The sequence below is a fragment of the Kerstersia gyiorum genome, assembly GCF_048595715.1.
Classification (GTDB): Bacteria; Pseudomonadota; Gammaproteobacteria; order Burkholderiales; family Burkholderiaceae_B; genus Kerstersia; species Kerstersia gyiorum.
Window position 1 is genome coordinate 3,068,970 of the sequence record NZ_CP169556.1, and the last position, 18,082, is coordinate 3,087,051.

Below are 18,082 nucleotides of genomic sequence, written 5' to 3' on the forward strand. Positions count from 1 at the left end.
CCTGCCCGGCACGGGCCCGGTCAGCGGCGGATCAAACCCGCCGCTGACCGTTCAGCAGCATGACCAGGCCGCCACCCACCAATCCCCAGAACGCCGACCCTATCCCGAACAGCGTCACACCAGAAGCCGTGGCCAGGAAGGTCACCATGGCCGCATCCCTGCGGAATTCATCACGCATGGCCAGCGACAGGCTGTTGCCCATGGTGCCCAGCAGCGCCAGCCCGGCCACCGCCAGCACCATTTCCCGGGGCAGGGCCGCCAGGAAAGAAACGACCGTCGCCCCAAGCAGGGCCACCACCAGATAGAACACCCCTGATGCCACAGCGGCGGTATAGCGGCGGCGCGGGTCCGGATGGGCATCAGTGCCCATGCAGATGGCAGCGGTAATGGCGGCCAGGCCGATGGCATAGCCACCAAAAGGCGCCAGCAGCAGGGTCGCCAGCCCGGTCCAGCTGACCTGCGGAGAAATCGGCACGTCGTAGCCGGAAGCACGCTGTGTGGCGATGCCAGGCACGTATTGCGACGCCATGGTCACCATGAACAGCGGCAATGCCACCCCGATGGCGGTCGACAGACTGAAGGCGGGCGTGGTCCATTGCGGCATTGCCAGCGTCAGGCTGACCTTCTCCCAGTGCAGATCGCCCTGCAGGCCGGCGCAGATGCCTCCCACCAGCAGCACCACCAGGATGACATAGCGCGGCAGGATGCGCCTGACGATGAAGAAGGCCAGGAACATCAGGCCCACCAGGGTCAAGGCACTGTTCATGGAAAGAAACAGGTCCATGCCGAACCGCAGCAGCACGCCTGCCAGCATGGCAGCAGCCAGGGACAGGGGAATGCGCGACATGGCTCGTTCGAACCAGCGCGTCACGCCGCAGATGAAGATCAGGGCACCGCAAATGACGAAGGCCCCCGAAGCCAGTTCCGGTGTCAGGCCGGAAGTCGTTGCCAGCAAGGCGGCCCCCGGCGTGGACCACGCAGTCACCACCGGCTGCCGGTAGCGCAATGACAGGCCAACACCCGTCAGGCCGCACCCCAGACACAGGGCCCACATCCAGGAGGCAATGCCGGCTTCGTCATAGCCGCTGGCGCGGGCAGCCTCGAACACGATAACGGCCGAGCTGGCGAACCCCACCAGGACGGCAACCGCGCCGGCGACGATGCTGGACGGTGATAGGTCTTTCCAGAAATTCAGTCCCGCTTCGTCATCCTGCCACTGCCCGGCCATGTTTTTCTCCATGCTGTTGTTGTTTTCCCTGCCGACCCGATGCGGGCGGAGCCGCCCCTCTTCCTTGGCAGACTATCGCAGATTCCGGCTGTCATCGGCCTGACAGGCCGCCACCGTCAAGTGGTCTGCGCGTCCTGGCGTCCACCGGCCCGGGATTCGCGCCATGCAATATAGATACCGCTGGCGGCAATCAGCGCCGCTCCCAGGCAGGCGATCCAGCCCGGCACCTCATCCCAGAACAGCCAGCCGAAAATACCTGCCCACAGCAAGCCGCTGTAGTCGAACGGCGCTACCACCGATGCCGGCGCAATGCGGAACGCCTGCGTGATCAAGCCCAACCCGGCCGTGCTGCAGATGGCCATGCCCGTCAGCCCCAGCCAGTGGATTTCCTGGTTGATGGGTTGCCAGAACCAGGCCACGACCGCGCCGGCGACGATGACCTGCGCCAACGCGATATAGAACATGGTGGTCAGCAGCCCTTCCTCGCGCCCAATGCCACGCGCGCTCACCATCATGACGGCATAGCCGAAGGCGGTCGCCAGCGGGAACAGCGCAGCCGGCTGGAACGCAGGCCCGCCCGGCTGCACGACAATCATCACCCCGGCAAAGCCAGCGATCACTGCGGCCCAGCGCCTGCCGTCCACCTGTTCCTTCAGGTAAAGCACCGACAGCAAGGTAACGAACAGCGGCGCAGAAAAGGCGATGGCCGTATTTTCCGCCAGCGGCAGTTGTGTCAGCCCGTAGTAGAAAAAACTGGCCGACACTACATTCAGGAAGCCGCGAAACAGGTGCAGGCCCGGATAGCGCGTGCGCAGGGCAGGCCGCCCGGCCAGCGCCAGGATCAGCACCAGCATGATAGGCACCGCCAATGAGCCGCGCAGGAACAGCAGTTGCACCGGCGCGTAGGTGCCGCCCAGCCATTTCGCCAGGGAATCACTGATTGTCAGGAAAAATATGCCGCACAGCAGGCAGAGAATGCCGCGCATGGCGGGCGAAGCGGCACCCACGCCGGCCCGCGCGGCGGAAACAACTGACATAGATGCCTCTGCTTCAGCCGCGCAGGCGCGGCTGCACCCATTCACGCATGGCGGTCACGCTATCGACCACATGCAGCGGCTCGCCTGCCAGCAGTTCCGGCAGCGGATGTGCACCATAGGTCACCCCCAGGCCATGCACCCCGGCGTTGTTCGCCATGCGCATGTCATGGGAGGTATCCCCGATCATCAGCACCTCCTCGGCGGGCACCATCAGTTCTTCCATCAGCTCATGCAACATCGCCGGATGCGGCTTGCTATGGGTTTCGTCAGCGCAGCGGGTCGCCTCGAACACCCCTTCCAGGCCGAAACCGCGAATCACGCGATCCAGCCCGGCCCGGCTCTTGCCAGTCGCCACGGCCAGCCGCACCCCCTGCTTGCCCCACTCGGACAACAGGTCGGGAATGCCATCGAACAGGCGCAGATCAGGATCCCGCAACAGGTAATGGATACGGTAGCGTTCAATGAAACGAGGCAGCAGCGATGGCGGCAGGTCGGGCACCACTTTCGTCAGCGCCGCGTCCAGCGACAGGCCGATGACCCAGCTCGCGCTGGATGCTGCCGGCACCGGCAGGTCCAGGTCCCGGCAGGCATTCTGAATGGCCGTAACGATACTGGGCGTGGAATCCATCAAGGTTCCATCCCAATCAAACACAACGACTGAATACTGCATGCAGCTGCTCCTCAATATTTCCCGGTGCGGCGAGGCTGGCCTTGGGCAGGCGCACCGCCCGTACCGGACGCCTTGTCCAGCACAAGAAGGAGATTCTCACATTCTGGTGGCAATTGCGCTACCAGGCGCAGGGCTTCGCCGCTCACCGGATGGGGAATCTCCAGCCGGTGAGCATGCAGGAACATGCGTCGGAAGCCCTTGGCCACGAGCGCCGCGTCGGCTGCCTCGTCGCCATATTTGTCGTCGCCCACGATGGGAAAGCCACTTGCCGAAAGGTGCACCCGGATCTGGTGCGTGCGTCCGGTGCGCAGTTCCGCATCCACCAGGGAGACCTCGCCATAGCGGCGCTCCAGGCTGATGATGGTATGGGCGGCCTGACCTTCCTGCTCATCGACCCGCACGCGGCGCTCACCGGTACGCGTCAGCCATTTCAGCAAAGGCAGGCGGATATGCTGGCGGCCGTTGACCCAATCGCCGTGCACCAGCGCGAAATAATGCTTGCGCCCCCGCCCTTCGCGGAACATTTCGTGCAACCCCAGCAGCGCGCTGCGTTTTTTCGCCACCAGCAACAGGCCCGAGGTATCGCGGTCCAGGCGGTGGGCGAGCTCCAGGAACCGCGCCTGCGGCCGCGCGGCGCGCAGTTGTTCGATGACGCCAAAGGAAACGCCGCTGCCGCCATGCACCGCCACCCCTGCCGGCTTGTCGACCACCAGCAGCGCGTCATCTTCATAGACGATGGGAAACTCGCAGCCCGGCACCGGCGCCTGGGCCGTTTCGGCCGGCAGGCGAAAGGGCGGAATGCGCACGGTGTCGCCCGGTTCCAGGCGGCTGTCAGCGCTGCAACGGCCCTTGTTGATGCGTACCTGGCCGCCGCGTATGGCCTTGTAGATATGGCTTTTCGGCACCCCTTTGCACATGCGCAAAAGAAAGTTATCCAGACGCTGGCCCGCATGTTCTTCGGTCACCTCGACGAGGCGTACCACTGGTGATTCTGACATTATTTATATTTGTTTGCGCATTGCGAAAAGCGGCATATAATCGTTTCACCCTAAAAAAGGTGTGCCTGCCGCCACTCGACGTAGAGATACGAAACCGCGTCTCCGTCGGTGAAAACATTGTACTGCCAGAGCAGGCGCTCCTTGGGGTCACATGGTCGCCGATCCAACCGAGGCGCCGCTCGGAAAAGCCGACAAGGCTACCCCTGCACGAGCGCCCGTTGCATCCGTATGCGTCCTGAAGCGAAAAGGCAAAACAAGTCGTCATTTCCTGCACCAGCCGCCATTCTAGAAATGGAGGCTGTTGTGTTCCAAAGCAACCGCCATCCGTCAACACATACCATTGTGCCCCTGACCTCCCGACTGCTAACAGAACCCCGCGCCCCAACAAGGCGTGCCGTGCCGGCCTGACCGCCAAGAGCGGTTGCCGTTCGCACGGCGCCGCCTGCCCCCCGTTTCAGCCCGCTGCGCCAGTGACCCGAGGTGACGAGTCGATTTCGGCTCGCCATACAACGGAGAACATCACTCATGAAGCGCATGCTGTTCAATGCAACGCACCAGGAAGAACTGCGCGTTGCCATCGTCGACGGGCAAAAGCTCATCGACCTAGACATTGAGACTGCCGGCCGCGAGCAACGCAAAGGCAATATCTACAAGGGCGTCATCACCCGTATCGAACCAGGCCTGGAAGCCTGCTTCGTCAATTACGGCGAAGAGCGCCATGGCTTCCTGCCGTTCAAGGAAGTCGCGCGCAGCTACTTCAAGGACGGCGTTGAAGTTCGCAGCGCCCGCATCCAGGATGCCCTGACCGAAGGCCAGGAAATCATCGTCCAGGTCGAGAAGGAAGAACGCGGCAACAAGGGTGCCGCGTTGACCACCTTCATTTCGCTGGCTGGCCGCCATCTGGTCCTGATGCCCAACAACCCGCGTGGCGGTGGCGTTTCGCGCCGCGTCGAGGGCGAAGAGCGCCAGGAACTGCGCGACGCGATGGACCAGCTCAACATTCCGCAAGGCATGAGCGTCATCGCCCGCACTGCCGGCATCGGTCGCAGTGTGGAAGAATTGCAGTGGGACCTCTCCTACCTGCAGCAGCTCTGGGATGCCATCGACACCGCCGCGCGTGACAACGCTGCGCCGGTGCTGATCTACCTGGAATCCAGCCTGGTCATCCGCGCCATCCGCGATTATTTCTCGCCAGATATCGGTGAAATCCTCATCGACACCGACGACATCGCCGATCAGGCCACGGCTTTCATGAGCGTCGTGATGCCGGACAACGTCAACCGCGTCAAGCGGTATCGTGACGATATCCCGCTGTTCTCGCGCTTCCAGATCGAACACCAGATCGAAACCGCCTACGCCCGCACGGTGGAACTGCCCTCCGGCGGCGCGGTGGTCATCGACCATACCGAAGCCCTGGTCGCCGTCGACGTCAACTCGGCCCGCTCCACGCGTGGCGCCGACATCGAGGAAACCGCGCTGCGCACCAACCTCGAAGCCGCCGACGAAGTGGCCCGTCAGCTGCGCCTGCGCGACCTGGGCGGCCTGATCGTGATCGACTTCATCGACATGGAGGACAGCAAGAACCAGCGCGCCGTCGAACAGCGCCTGCGCGATGCCCTCCGTTTCGACCGTGCCCGCGTGCAAATGGGCAAGATTTCGCGCTTCGGCCTGATGGAACTGTCGCGCCAGCGCCTGCGCCCGGCCCTGAACGAAGGCTCGCACATCACCTGCCCGCGCTGCAACGGCACCGGCGTGATCCGCGACGCGGAATCCAGCGCGCTGCACATCCTGCGCCTGATCCAGGAAGAAGCCATGAAGGACAACACCGCCGCCGTGCATGCACAGGTGCCGGTGGATGTCGCCACCTTCCTGCTCAACGAAAAACGCGGCGATATCGCCAAGCTTGAGGCACGCCTCAAGGTCAACGTCATCCTGATTCCGAACAAGAACCTGGAAACGCCGCACCACAGCCTGGAGCGCCTGCGTCACGACGATCCGCGCCTGGAAGAAACCAAGCCCAGCTTCACGTTGGCTGAAGCCGCCGCCGAAGTCTCGGTCTGGAAGGCTCGCGAAGAAAACACCAAGCCGCGCCAGGAAGCCCTGGTCAAGGGTGTGACGCCGGAAACTCCCGCACCGCTGCATACGCCGCGTCCTGCCGCCGCTGCCGCAGGTACCAGCGACAGCGCTGCCGGCGGCATTGCCGGCCTGTTCAAGCGTATTGCCGCCTGGTTCGGCGGCAGCACGGCGGAAAGCAAGCCTGCCGCGCAGCCGGCCAGCGCCAAGCCCGCCGGCGCTCGTCCGGAAGGCGCATCCTCGCGCCGCCAGTCGGATTCGCGCCAGCAAAACGGCGAACGCCAGCGCAATAATCGCCGCAATGGCAGCGAACGCCGCGCTCCGGAAACCACAGAAGCCGGCAGTACCGCTGCCAGCCAGCAACAGGAACGCCGCCAGCCGCGCACGCCCCGCAACGCGGATGCCCGCGATGCCGTGCGCCAGCACCAGGTCGCCACCCGTCACCAAGATGCCCAGGCCCCCGTGCCCGCCGCCGCCGAAGGTGAAGACGGCAGCCCGCGCAACTCCCGCAACCGCCGCAGCCGCAGCCGTGGTGGCCGCCGTGAAGATCTCGCCCTGAACGGCGACGTCCAGACGACGGACACGAACGCCAGCGTCCTGCCCGTGGCCGCCGCCGGCATTGCCGCCAACGCCACGGCGGAAGCCGGCATACCGCAGGCCGCGCCGGTAGCCGCCGCGCAATCCCTGGACCAGGTCGATGACAGCCAGGACCTGGATGCACTGCGCCAGGACGGCGCTGACGACAACGGTGAAGCCGATCCGGAACGCAAGCGCCGCCGTCGCCGCAGCCGTCGTGGCCGCCGTCAGACCGGCGACGAGAACGGCACGCAGCTTGATGGCGAAAACAGCAACGAAGATGGCAGCTCCGTCCAGGCAGCAGCCGATGACGAAACCAGCGCAGCCACACCGGTCGCTGCCGTTGCCGCCATTGCCGCTACCGTACAGAGCGCAGAAGCCTCGGAAGCCCAGGCCGTTGCTCCGGCAATCACCCCTGCCGCTGAAGCGCCCGCAACGACGCTAGCCGACGACGCCAGCCCCGCTGCCGAAGCCGCTGCACCCGCCGCTGTCAGCACCACGCCGGCACAGGCGCAAGAAGCCGTACAAGCCGCACAGGAACCGGCGGCTGCCGAAGCCCTTGCAAGCCTTGCTGAACCCCAGGAAGCGGCAGCCCAGCCGGTTCAGGCCGACGCCACCGTAGCACCGGAACAGGCATCTGCCACGCAGGAAACGCTGGCTGCAGCCGTGGAAACTGCCGAGACCAGCGCTACCGCCACCACCGCCGAAGGCAGCATCAGCGCCTCTGACGATGCGGCCGTCGTAGTGGAAATCACGGCTGCGCAACCCGCGGAACAGCAGGCTGCCGATGCCGTAGCAACGACCAACGCGGCCCAGGCCGCGCAGCCGGAACAAGCCGAGCCCGCCGTACAGGTGGAACAGGCGCCGGTGCAGGCCGTACAAGCCGAAAACACGGCAGCAGCAGTCGCCACACCCGCCGCACAAACGGTAGAAATGGCAGAAGCAGCACAGGCGGAACAGGCAGCACAAACCGCTGAACCGGTTGCAAGCACCGTCAGCAACATCGAAACGGTGGTCGAGCAAGCCATCCAGGTGCGTGCTGCCGCTGGCAGCCACGGTAGCGCCAACGGTCAGGCTCAGCCCCTGGAATCCGTCATCGCCGCCGCAGGCCTGCAGTGGGTCGAGACCCGCCACGATGCCGTCACGCCGGCAGCCAGCGCTGCGCCCCCCGTCAAGCTGGGCCGCCCGCGCAAGACGGCTGCTGCCGCGCCGGCACCTGTTGCCCTGCAGCAAGTGGAAACCGCTGACGCGGACGCCCCTCACGCCGGTTGAGCCACGCTGCGGCCCCTGCGGGGGCCGCGCGGGCAGCACCAGCCATAAAAAATCCCTCGGCAAGCATGGCTTGCCGAGGGATTTTCATTCTCCGGCCTGCAGGCCGCAGCAAGGCACTCAGAAACGGTAAACGTAATTGAGTTGCAGCGAGTTCAGCCCGGGATTGGGACGCTTGATACTGGCGTTCGAATAATGGGCGAAGCGCAGGCTGATATCGTGGGAACGCGACGGCCGGAAGCCGATACCGATCTGGTCCGCGAACTGGAATGCCGTGCTGATCTGCTTGCCGGCCACATGCGTGGTGCTGAACACGCTGGGGCCCACGCCACCTTCCAGATAGAGGGTGGGCGTCATCCACCAGCGCAACATGGGCGTCGCAGTGAATTGCCAGGCATTGCCGGATTCGTCGTTGTGGCGCGCCTTCCAGTAAGCCACGCCGAACTCGCCGTCGAGCGTCAGTTTGCCCCAATTGCCGCCCAACTCATAGGACCAGAACGGCTCGGTCTGATAGAACACCTCGGCGCGATAGGCTTCCGAGCCCATCCCCGCACGTAGACCCAGCCCGCCTTCGGCGGCCTGGGCCGACGGAGCACAGCTCAGGAAAGCCATTGGCAGGGCTGCCAATGCATAGCGCAGCCGATGCGCCAAAGCTTGCTTAATCTGCATGATTTCTCCCTAACTTCCACTCAATACTGGAGCCATACACGCAAGGCGCCTTGTCTGGCGCGAAAATTCCGCGTGCGTAAAACCCTTATCAAACCACAAGGCCAACGAAACCAACAGATGCTGGATCATGCCTTGAGATCAAAGCTTTTTCAAAAACGAAACATTTTGTGGCAGCGCGCCCTTCTGCCGGCCTAAAAACAAAGGGCGGCATCGCCATCGCTGGCAGTACCGCCCCTGCCGGTCCAGAAGAGGAATCAGGCCTTGTCTGTCACCGCAACACCCGTCAGCAGGCTAAGCAGGTCTGCCAGCTCCTGCTTCAGGTGGCGACGATCGACCACGCGGTCGATGGCGCCCTTCTGCATCAGGAATTCCGCGCGCTGGAAGCCTTCCGGCAATTTCTCGCGCACGGTTTGTTCGATCACACGCGGGCCGGCAAAACCGATCAGGGCCTTGGGTTCGGCAATCACCACGTCGCCCATGAAGGCGAAGCTGGCGGATACGCCACCCATGGTCGGATCGGTCAGGACGCTGATGAACGGCAGACCGGCCTGCGACAGGCGCGTCAGCATGGCGTTGGTCTTGGCCATCTGCATCAGCGACAGCAGGCTTTCCTGCATGCGGGCGCCGCCCGAGGTCGCCACGCAGATGAACGGGGTACGCTGGTCCAGCGCCGCCTGCACGCCACGCGCGAAGCGCTCACCCACCACCGAGCCCATGGAGCCGGCCATGAAAGAGAACTCGAAGCAGGCCAGCACCGCAGCCACGCCGTGGATGCTGCCGCTCATCACGATCAGCGCATCGGTTTCACCCGTCTGCTTCATCGCTTCCTGGAGACGGTCCGGATACTTCCGGCTGTCCTTGAACTTCAGCGTGTCCACCGAACGCGTGTTCTGGCCGATTTCCATGCGACCGCCCAGATCCAGCAGGGAATCAATGCGGGCACGTGCACCAATGCGCATGTGGTGATCGCACTTGGGGCAGACGTTCAGGTTTGCGGCCAGGTCTTCGTTGTAGAGAACCGCCTCGCAAGACGGACATTTGACCCACAGCCCTTCCGGCACCCGGCGGGCGCCGGAGTCCTGGGATTTGGTCAGGCGTGGGGGAAGGATTTTCTCGATCCAGCTCATATTCGGTTGATCCGGAATGAAGGTTTCAGTGACGGGCGGTGTCCAGCGCGCGACGGATGCCGCGCAGCCAGTCGGCGACGGCCTGGATGGCCGCCTGCGTATCGCCAGCATGGTCACGCAGCGCCTGCTGCATGACCTCGATAATCTTGGTGCCGATCACCACGGCATCGGCAAAACTGCCGATGCGACTGGCGGTGGCCGCATCGCGGATACCAAAGCCGACACCAATGGGAATCTGCACGTCGCGACGGATCTGCGACAGCCTGGATTCGACTTCCGCCACATCCAGGCCGCCGGCGCCCGTCACACCGCGCAGCGAAACATAATAGACATACCCCCGAGCCACCCGCGCGACCGAGCGGATGCGTTCTTCGGTGGAAGTCGGCGCCAAGAGGAAGATAGGCGCAATGCCTGCCGTTTCCAGCGACTGCGCCAGTTCGCCGATTTCTTCGGCGGGATAGTCTACCGTCAACACGCCGTCCACGCCGGCCGCCTTCGCCTGGCGGACGAATTCAGCCTCGCCCATGCGTTCGATGGGATTGGCGTAACCCATCAGTACGACTGGGGTTTCCTGGTCACGCTGACGAAACTCGGCAACCATTTCCAGCGTGCGGCGCAAGCCAACGCCCTGGGCGATGGCTCGCTCGGCCGCCAGCTGTATGACCGGGCCATCGGCCGTGGGGTCGGAGAACGGCACGCCCAGTTCAATGACATCGGCACCGGCATCAACCAGTGCGTGCATCAGGGCCGGAATGCTGGCCGCATCCGGATCGCCTGCGGGAATGTAGGGAATCAAGGCCGCACGGCCGGCTTCCCGGGTCCGGGCAAAGGCCCGGTCGATACGCGAATTGCTCTGCATGGTTTGATCCGTCACAGTTCAATACCGCCGCGTTCGGCAACGGTATGCATGTCCTTGTCACCTCGGCCCGAGAGATTGACGAGGATAATCTTGTCGCTGGGCAGGGTCGGCGCCAATGCCACGGCATGCGCTATGGCGTGTGACGATTCCAGCGCGGGCATGATGCCCTCGATGCGACAGCAGTCATGGAAGGCCTGCAATGCCGCGTTGTCGTCGACGGCAACGTAGCTGGCGCGGCCGCTGTCCTTGAGCCAGGCATGTTCCGGCCCGACGCCCGGATAGTCAAGGCCTGCAGATACCGAATGCGTCCCCAGCACCTGGCCATCCTCGTCCTGCAGGACATAGGTACGGTTGCCGTGCAGGACGCCAACCGAGCCACGCGCCAGCGATGCCGCATGGCGGCCGCTGTTCAGGCCGTCGCCGGCAGCTTCGACACCGACCAGTTGCACGGCAGCATCGTTGATGTACGGATGGAAAATGCCGATGGCGTTCGAGCCGCCGCCCACCGCCGCCACCACGACATCCGGCTGGCGGCCGGCATCACGCGGCATCTGTTCGCGGCATTCCTTGCCAATAACGGTCTGGAAATCCCGTACCAGCATCGGATAGGGATGCGGGCCGGCAGCCGTGCCGATGATATAGAAGGTGTTGTCGACGTTGGTGGCCCAGTCGCGCATGGCCTCGTTGAGCGCGTCCTTGAGCGTACGCGTGCCAGACTCGACTGGAACGACCGTGGCGCCCAGCAGCTTCATGCGGTAGACGTTGGAAGCCTGGCGGCGCACATCCTCGCTGCCCATGTAGACCACGCATTCCATGCCATAGCGCGCCGCAACGGTGGCCGTGGCAACGCCGTGCTGGCCGGCGCCGGTTTCGGCGATCACGCGGCGCTTGCCCATGCGGTTGGCCAGCAGGGCCTGGCCGATGCAGTTGTTGACCTTATGCGCACCGGTATGGTTGAGATCCTCGCGCTTGAACCAGATCTGCGCTCCGCCCAGCTGTTCCGACCAGCGCCGCGCATGATAGACCGGCGTGGGACGACCGACGAAATGCGCCAGTTCGTTCTGGAACTCCTTGAGGAATTCCGGGTCTTTGCGGTAGTGCTCGTACGCCGCGGTCAATTCGTCCAGCGCAAAACGCAGGGTTTCCGCTGCGAAAACGCCACCAAATGGGCCGAAGTGCCCAGCAGCGTCCGGCAGATCGTAAGGTTTCACCAGGATTCTCCCGCCTCTAACAATATCCCGCCAGACAAGGCGGGATCCGATAAGCAATCGGGCATTTTACCCGAGCTGAACCGACCTGTAGCGCGTCCGTCCCGGAACAGGCCCACACAGGCCGCCAGGATACCCTTTCATGCAGTGGCGCGGCCCCGGCGGGGCCGCCCGCGAGCCTCAGGACAACATGGCCTGGCGCCGGAAATCCGTCGGGGACAGCCCGCTGTGGTCACGGAAGACGCGGCTGAAATGCGCGCCATTGCTGAATCCCCAGGCAAAGGCAATATCCGTGATGGTCTGCCCCGCCATGGCCGGATCACGCAAATCCCGCATGCAGGCCTGCAAGCGGCGCTGCATGATGTAGTGCGCGATAGACTGCTCCGCACCGGCAAAGGCATGGTGCAAATGTCGCTTGCTGCAACCGAACGCCAGGGCGATCTGATCCAGCGTCAGTCCCGGGTCGCGCAAGTGGCGTCCGATGTATTCCCGCACACTATCCCGGAAAGCTTCCTGGCGGCTGACAGCGGTCTGCTCGCCGCTCATTTCCAGCAACGACAGGCGCACCAGCTCGGCGATTGCCGCGCCTGCGCCACTGGCCGTGCCAGGCGCCATGTGCTGCAGTTCCTGGTAGGTACTACGCATGGCTTCCAGCGCGACCCGCGCAATGCCGCTGCCGCCCGTGCCCCGCCCCATCAGGGGCGCCAGCGCCAAACCTCGTTCGGCCAGCGCGGCGCGCGGCACCATGACAATCAGATGATCGGAATACTGGGGGTTGGACACGCAATAGCTGCGTGTCATGTCGTAGACCGCCCACCCACCGGGGCGCACCCGAGCCAGGCGCCCTTCCTGCTCCACCTGAGCCTCACCCTGCCAGGGCGCGACGATTTTCAGGTAATCCGCGTCGGGACGGCAACTGGCGCTGCCGCGCCGCCGCACCCGGTGGCGGTTGGCCTGCAGCCGTGTCAGCACGACGTCGCCGGCGCAGGCCGTGGCTACGCGGCCATCGAAACTGGCGTCGCCATAAAGATCGGATTCAATGCCATGGAACAGTTGGCCCATCCATTCCGTCCAGGCCGGCGCCGTTTCGGCTGCATGCAGGCCATCCGTGCTCAACACCGTCCCCGCCCCTGACGGGCGTTGCGCGTGCGCGGCAGTGGGCGTTGCCTGGCCTGGCGCGGCCGGCAACAGCGACGTTCCTGAGCGACTGGCAAGCGGACTGGACGCCATGACGAAACTCCCGGATCTGGATGGATGCCCTGTATGGGCATCCGGCTGGACTGTCATTATCCCCCCAATTATTCCCCACTGGCGCGCCATACTCCACCGCCCCTGACCGGAGCAGGCATAAAACGCCATGAAGCGCCGTGGGTCGAGCCAACCAAGGGAAAACACTGATCTTCTTGCCTCATCAGGCAAACCGTCACTGCGCTTTCAGGCAAGCAGGCATGGCGCCTCCGGTCTACGATAGGCAAAGCGCAGCCAGGCAGGCGGCCGGACAGGCCGCCGCGAGCGCCATTCAATACGCGAGACAAAACAGTCGGCCGGCCCGCAAGCGGCGGGCCTCTGCCCACACAAGGAAAGGAACAAGCCATGACCACTGACATCCAGATGCTGATTGGCGGCCAGCGCCGCAGCGCCGCCAACGGTGCCACCTTCGAGCGCCGCAACCCGCTGGACGGCAGCGTTGCCACGCGCGCGCCCGCCGCCACCGCCGACGACGCCCATGCCGCTGCCGAAGCCGCTGCCCGCGCCTTCCCTGCCTGGGCTGCCATGGGTCCGGGCGAACGCCGCGACCTGCTGCTGAAAGCGGCCGTGTCCCTGGAAGCCAAGGGCGAAGCCTTCGCCCGCGCCATGGCCAGCGAAACCGGCGCTTCGGCCATGTGGGCCGGCTTCAACGTCCACCTGGCTGCCGGCATGCTGCAGGAAGCCGCCTCCCTGACCACGCAGATCAACGGCGAGCTGATTCCTTCCAATGTTCCTGGCAGCCTTGCCATGGCCGTGCGTCAACCTGCCGGCGTCGTGCTGGGCATTGCCCCCTGGAACGCCCCCATCATCCTGGCGGTGCGTGCCATTGCCACGCCGCTGGCCTGCGGCAATACCGTCATCCTGAAAGGCTCGGAACTGAGCCCCGCCACCCATGGCCTGATCATCGAGGCGCTGCAGGAAGCCGGCCTGCCGGACGGCGTAGTCAACTTCGTCACCAACGCCCCTGCCGATGCCGGCGCGGTAGTGGAAGCCATCGTCGCCCATCCGGCCGTACGCCGCGTGAACTTCACCGGCTCCACCCGGGTGGGCCGCATCATCGCGCAAACCTGCGCCAAGTATCTCAAGCCCGCCGTGCTGGAACTGGGCGGCAAGGCGCCCTTCCTGGTGCTGGCCGATGCCGATATCGACGCCGCCGTGCAGGCCGCCAGTTTCGGCGCGTTCGCCAATTCAGGGCAGATCTGCATGTCCACCGAACGCATCATCGTGGATAACGCCATTGGCGACGAATTCGTCGCGCGCCTGGCTGCCAAGGCGCAATCCCTGCCGCTGGGCGACCCGCGCAAAGGCCCGGCAGTCCTTGGCTCCGTGGTTGACCAAAGCACCGTGGACCGCTGCAATGCACTGGTCGACGATGCGCTGGCCAAGGGCGCCAAGCTGGTATGCGGCGGCAAGGCCGACAGCACCCTGATTCCCGCCACGCTGCTGGATCACGTCACGCCGGAAATGGGCATCTACAGCGAAGAAACCTTCGGCCCGGTCAAGGCCATCGTGCGCGTCAATGGCGACGAAGAAGCCATCGCCATCGCCAACGACAATGAATTCGGCCTGTCGTCGGCCATCTTCAGCCGCGACATCGCCCGCGCCTGGCAGATCGCTGCCCGCATCGAAGCCGGCATCTGCCATATCAACGGCCCGACGGTGCACGACGAAGCACAGATGCCCTTTGGCGGCGTGAAGAATTCCGGCTATGGCCGTTTCGGCGGCAAAGCCGGCATCGAAGCCTTCACCGAATTGCGCTGGATCACGGTGCAGACCGCGCCGCGCCATTATCCTTTCTAAGGTATTGCAGGCTCGGCCGTCCCGGCACGTCTGGCCTTCTGCCAGGCGCTGCGGAACCGGCCCCCGCCCGCCAGCCTTGCCCAGGCCGCGGCTTCCTGCGAAGCGCGGCCTGCTTCTCGTGCAGCCTCGCTGCACCCTGAGCCAGTCCGGCCCTTCGTCCGGCCCTGGCATTCCCTGCCAGCCCCGGGCTGGCATGCGGGAGTCTGTCAAAAGGAACCGTTATGCTGCAAGATAAAACCCTAGTGATCACAGGCGTCTCGTCCGGCATCGGCGCGGAAACCGCCAAAGTCGCTACCGCCCAGGGGGCACGCGTCATTGGTGTGGACATCAACCCGCCCAAGGTGGATGTCGCGCAGTTCATCCAGGCTGATCTGGGCGACCGCGCTTCCATCGACGCGCTGCTGGCGCAGTTGCCCGCCCAGCTTGATGGTCTGGCCAATATCGCCGGCCTGCCGCCCACCCGGCCAGCCGAACAGGTGCTGCGTGTCAATCTGGTGGGCCTGAAATACCTGACGCAAGGCGTGCTGCCCAAGCTGGCGCAGAATGCCGCGATCGTCAACCTGGCCTCGCTGGCCGGTATTGGCTGGCCCGAAGCCATTCCTGCCATCCGCGCCAGCGAAGCGCTGGATTTCGATGGCGTCGCCGACTTCTGCCAGCAGCAAGACATCAGCGGCGCACGCAGTTATTTCTTTTCCAAGGAAGCCCTGATCGCCTGGACCATGCAGAACCGCTGGACCTGGCGCGATCGCGGGATACGCATGAATGCAGTCAGCCCCGGGCCAGTCGATACGCCCATTCTGGGAGATTTCATCGAAACCCTAGGCGCGCGAGCCGAAGAAGACATGAAAACCATGGACCGCCCCGGCCGTCCTTCGGATATCGCGCCTGTCGTGGCCTTCCTGCTGAGCAGCGGCTCGGTCTGGATGCGCGGCGTCAATGTGCCCGTCGATGGCGGCATGCAGTCGCACATCCTGGTGCAGCAGCACGGCCTGGCCTGAGGCCGTCGCGGCACGCGCAGCCACCAGGGCCGCCAGGGTCGCGCCAGCAAGGGACGCGGCCCTGGTTTTTCCGGGCAGAATCAGCGGCGCTGCACCGACAATACGCCCGGGACTTCACCCAGCACATGAACAGCACGCCCCAGCTGTTCGCCGTCAATGACCTCTACCGTGAAGATCATGTGCGCCAGGGATTGCCTGCTCTGAGTGTTCACACCGATGACATTGAGCCGCAGCTTGGCAAAGGCTTCGGAAATATCGCGCAACAGGCCTGAGCGGTCCTGCGCGCGCACGCTGATGTCCACCGGATAGCGTGCGTCGTCGGCGCGGCCGCCCCAGGCCACGTCAATCACACGCTCAGGATGGCGCGCCGCCAATGCCGCGAAACTGTGGCAATCGTCGCGATGGATGGACACGCCCCGGCCACGCGTCACGAAACCGCGGATGGCATCGGGCGGCGCAGGCCGGCAGCAGCGCGCCAATTGCGTCATCAGGGAATCGACCCCCACGACCAGCACGCCGGTCTTCCCGCCGGCCATCTGGGTGGACTTGCCGCTGGCCACCATGCCGGGCTCGTCGCGTTCAACCGGGCCATTGAAGCCCGCTTCGAGATGGCGCAGGCTGAACTCGTCCTTGGCCACCGCGATATAGAGGTCGTCAGCCTTGGCAAAACCATGCTGCTGCGCCAGCTGTTCCAGGTTCACCGCCGTCTTGCCCAGGCGTTGCAATTCCTTTTCCACCAGCGCCTGGCCCTGCGTAATGCGCTGCTGCAGTTCGATGGCGTTGAACCACAGCCGAACCTTGCTGCGCGCCCGGGAACTGGCCAGGTAGCCCAGTTGCGGATTAAGCCAGTCCCGGGATGGCCCGCCAGACTTGGCCGCGATAATTTCCACCGTCTGGCCCGTCGACAGCCGCGTGAGCAAAGGCACCATCTGCCCGTTGACGCGCGCGCCACGGCAACGGTGGCCAAGGTCGGTGTGCAGGCTATAGGCGAAATCCACCGGTGTGGCGCCCTCCGGCAGCTCTATCACCCGCGCCTGCGGCGTCATTACATAAATGCGACCACCGCTCTTGCCGGCCTCATCCTGCGCCCCCGGACCGCCTGCCGAGACGTCGGCATTCCAGGCCAGCAGCTGGCGCAGCCAGGACACTTGCCGGTCTTCCGCACTGGAAGCTGCAACCTGGCCGCCACGCTTGCCGGCCTCTTTGTAGTGCCAGTGCGCCGCCATGCCGAACTCGGCATGGTTATGCATTTCGCGGGTACGGATCTGCACTTCGAAGGGCCGTCCATCCTTATCGAGCAGCACCGTATGCAGCGAGCGGTAGCCATTGGGCTTGGGACGCGAAATGTAATCGTCGAATTCATCCGTCAGCGGCGACCAGAGCGCCTGCACCACGCCAAGCGCGGTATAGCAGGCCCGCTCGTCCTCGACGATCACGCGCAGTGCGCGCAGGTCATAGAGCTGCGAGAACGCCAGCCGCTTGATGCGCATCTTGTTCCAGATGCTGTAGATATGCTTGGGCCTGCCGCTGATATCGGCATCCAGGCCCGCCGCTGCCAGCGCCTCGCGGATGCGCTCAATGGCATTGCGGATGAAAGCCTCGCGCTCGGTGCGTTTTTCTTCCAGCAGCCGCGCGATTTCCTTGTATTTGTCGCTGTCGAGAAAGCGGAAGGCCAGGTCTTCCATTTCCCATTTGATTTGCCAGATGCCCAGGCGGTTGGCCAGCGGCGTGTAGATATCCAGCGTTTCGCGAGCGAACTCGCGCGTGCAGGGCTGCTTGGCGGCCGCATGCCAGCGCAATGTCTGGTAGCGCGAAGCCAGCCGCATCAGCACGATGCGCAGGTCTGCGGCCATGGCCAGCAGCATCTTGCGCAGCATTTCCTTCTGCGCGCCGCTGTCGGCGGCGCTGTCGCTGGAATCACGCGTGGCAGCCGTCAGTTTCAGCAACGCCCGGCTGCCCTGCACCAGGCGGCCAATGGCCGGACCGAAGGCCTTGATGACCATTTCGTCACGGGTCGCGCTGGTTTCAGGAATAGCGCCCAGCAACGCCGCCGCGCGCACTTCCGCGTCAGTCTGCAAATCGGCCAGGATGCGCGCGGCCCCGGCGGCATGGTGTTCCACCGGCTCGCCGGAAATCGCGATTTCTCCCTGCAGATGCGGCAACGCCCAGTCCCTGGCACGCAGCACCAGTTCGCGTCCAGCTTCGTCCAGACCGGCGCAAACGCGCTCCTGCCATGCGGCATCGGACAGTGAATCGGCGGGCGGATCGTCAGATAACTTCATAAAGCGCCATCGCGGCTGATAACACGAAAAGCCCGCGAAC

The 18,082-nt window shown here is 64.6% G+C and carries 13 protein-coding genes; 3 read left to right on the plus strand and 10 right to left on the minus strand.

All coding sequences use genetic code 11. The features are described 5' to 3' along the window. Window positions 1-31: 31 nt before the first annotated feature. From ACEW7X_RS13430 to ACEW7X_RS13445, 4 genes are all read right to left on the minus strand, one after another. Entirely contained in the window at window positions 32-1,240 is a 1,209-nt protein-coding gene (locus ACEW7X_RS13430) for a benzoate/H(+) symporter BenE family transporter (RefSeq protein WP_420177308.1), read from the minus strand. A gap of 104 nt (window positions 1,241-1,344) precedes the next feature. After that, window positions 1,345-2,265, minus strand: coding sequence for a DMT family transporter (locus ACEW7X_RS13435; RefSeq protein ID WP_130486597.1), 921 nt, complete (start codon window positions 2,263-2,265; stop codon window positions 1,345-1,347). A 13-nt stretch (window positions 2,266-2,278) separates the two neighbouring features. Further along, entirely contained in the window at window positions 2,279-2,935 is a 657-nt protein-coding gene (locus tag ACEW7X_RS13440; protein WP_068366808.1) for an HAD-IA family hydrolase, read from the minus strand. Window positions 2,936-2,946: 11 nt separating this feature from the next. Beyond that, complete coding sequence (locus ACEW7X_RS13445; protein ID WP_127775050.1) at window positions 2,947-3,933, minus strand: RluA family pseudouridine synthase; 987 nt, start codon at window positions 3,931-3,933, stop codon at window positions 2,947-2,949. Window positions 3,934-4,458: 525 nt separating this feature from the next. Here ACEW7X_RS13445 and ACEW7X_RS13450 point away from each other — a divergent pair. Further along, window positions 4,459-7,854 carry an Rne/Rng family ribonuclease gene (locus tag ACEW7X_RS13450; RefSeq protein WP_068366810.1) on the plus strand — a complete coding sequence of 1,132 codons (3,396 nt, stop codon included), beginning with the start codon at window positions 4,459-4,461 and terminating at the stop codon, window positions 7,852-7,854. A gap of 117 nt (window positions 7,855-7,971) precedes the next feature. On the opposite strand, the gene ACEW7X_RS13455 is transcribed toward ACEW7X_RS13450, so the two are convergent. The 5 genes from ACEW7X_RS13455 to ACEW7X_RS13475 form a co-directional block, all read right to left on the minus strand. Beyond that, entirely contained in the window at window positions 7,972-8,520 is a 549-nt protein-coding gene (locus ACEW7X_RS13455; protein WP_420177309.1) for an acyloxyacyl hydrolase, read from the minus strand. A 254-nt stretch (window positions 8,521-8,774) separates the two neighbouring features. Continuing rightward, the gene (accD, locus tag ACEW7X_RS13460; protein WP_127775052.1) at window positions 8,775-9,647 is read right to left on the minus strand and encodes an acetyl-CoA carboxylase, carboxyltransferase subunit beta; all 873 of its coding nucleotides are present in this window, start codon (window positions 9,645-9,647) and stop codon (window positions 8,775-8,777) included. A gap of 25 nt (window positions 9,648-9,672) precedes the next feature. Continuing rightward, on the minus strand, window positions 9,673-10,506 hold the full coding sequence (gene trpA / locus ACEW7X_RS13465) for a tryptophan synthase subunit alpha (RefSeq protein ID WP_068366816.1): 834 nt from the start codon (window positions 10,504-10,506) through the stop codon (window positions 9,673-9,675). 11 nt (window positions 10,507-10,517) lie between these two features. Beyond that, window positions 10,518-11,717 (minus strand): tryptophan synthase subunit beta, encoded by a 1,200-nt coding sequence (gene trpB / locus ACEW7X_RS13470; RefSeq protein WP_068366818.1) that lies wholly within the window; start codon window positions 11,715-11,717, stop codon window positions 10,518-10,520. A gap of 177 nt (window positions 11,718-11,894) precedes the next feature. After that, window positions 11,895-12,944 carry a helix-turn-helix domain-containing protein gene (locus ACEW7X_RS13475; protein ID WP_083969349.1) on the minus strand — a complete coding sequence of 350 codons (1,050 nt, stop codon included), beginning with the start codon at window positions 12,942-12,944 and terminating at the stop codon, window positions 11,895-11,897. Between the two features lie 363 nt (window positions 12,945-13,307). Between ACEW7X_RS13475 and ACEW7X_RS13480 the strand changes: the two genes are divergently transcribed. Continuing rightward, window positions 13,308-14,762, plus strand: a complete 1,455-nt coding sequence (locus ACEW7X_RS13480; RefSeq protein ID WP_068366819.1) for an aldehyde dehydrogenase — start codon at window positions 13,308-13,310, stop codon at window positions 14,760-14,762. A gap of 221 nt (window positions 14,763-14,983) precedes the next feature. Next, entirely contained in the window at window positions 14,984-15,760 is a 777-nt protein-coding gene (locus tag ACEW7X_RS13485; RefSeq protein WP_134838793.1) for a coniferyl-alcohol dehydrogenase, read from the plus strand. An 80-nt stretch (window positions 15,761-15,840) separates the two neighbouring features. Here the strand turns inward: ACEW7X_RS13485 and ACEW7X_RS13490 are convergent, their stop codons facing one another. After that, a complete protein-coding gene (locus ACEW7X_RS13490) occupies window positions 15,841-18,042 on the minus strand; it encodes a RelA/SpoT family protein (protein WP_068366823.1) in 2,202 nt (733 codons plus the stop codon). Window positions 18,043-18,082 lie beyond the last annotated feature (40 nt).

Bases quoted from the DNA above. Each gene is read 5' to 3' on its own strand.
- ACEW7X_RS13430 (WP_420177308.1), bottom strand. From the start codon at position 1,240: ATGGAGAAAAACATGGCCGGGCAGTGGCAGGATGACGAAGCGGGACTG.
- ACEW7X_RS13435 (WP_130486597.1), bottom strand. From the start codon at position 2,265: ATGTCAGTTGTTTCCGCCGCGCGGGCCGGCGTGGGTGCCGCTTCGCCC.
- ACEW7X_RS13440 (WP_068366808.1), bottom strand. From the start codon at position 2,935: ATGCAGTATTCAGTCGTTGTGTTTGATTGGGATGGAACCTTGATGGAT.
- ACEW7X_RS13445 (WP_127775050.1), bottom strand. From the start codon at position 3,933: ATGTCAGAATCACCAGTGGTACGCCTCGTCGAGGTGACCGAAGAACAT.
- ACEW7X_RS13450 (WP_068366810.1), top strand. From the start codon at position 4,459: ATGAAGCGCATGCTGTTCAATGCAACGCACCAGGAAGAACTGCGCGTT.
- ACEW7X_RS13455 (WP_420177309.1), bottom strand. From the start codon at position 8,520: ATGCAGATTAAGCAAGCTTTGGCGCATCGGCTGCGCTATGCATTGGCA.
- accD (WP_127775052.1), bottom strand. From the start codon at position 9,647: ATGAGCTGGATCGAGAAAATCCTTCCCCCACGCCTGACCAAATCCCAG.
- trpA (WP_068366816.1), bottom strand. From the start codon at position 10,506: ATGCAGAGCAATTCGCGTATCGACCGGGCCTTTGCCCGGACCCGGGAA.
- ACEW7X_RS13475 (WP_083969349.1), bottom strand. From the start codon at position 12,944: ATGGCGTCCAGTCCGCTTGCCAGTCGCTCAGGAACGTCGCTGTTGCCG.
- ACEW7X_RS13480 (WP_068366819.1), top strand. From the start codon at position 13,308: ATGACCACTGACATCCAGATGCTGATTGGCGGCCAGCGCCGCAGCGCC.
- ACEW7X_RS13485 (WP_134838793.1), top strand. From the start codon at position 14,984: ATGCTGCAAGATAAAACCCTAGTGATCACAGGCGTCTCGTCCGGCATC.
- ACEW7X_RS13490 (WP_068366823.1), bottom strand. From the start codon at position 18,042: ATGAAGTTATCTGACGATCCGCCCGCCGATTCACTGTCCGATGCCGCA.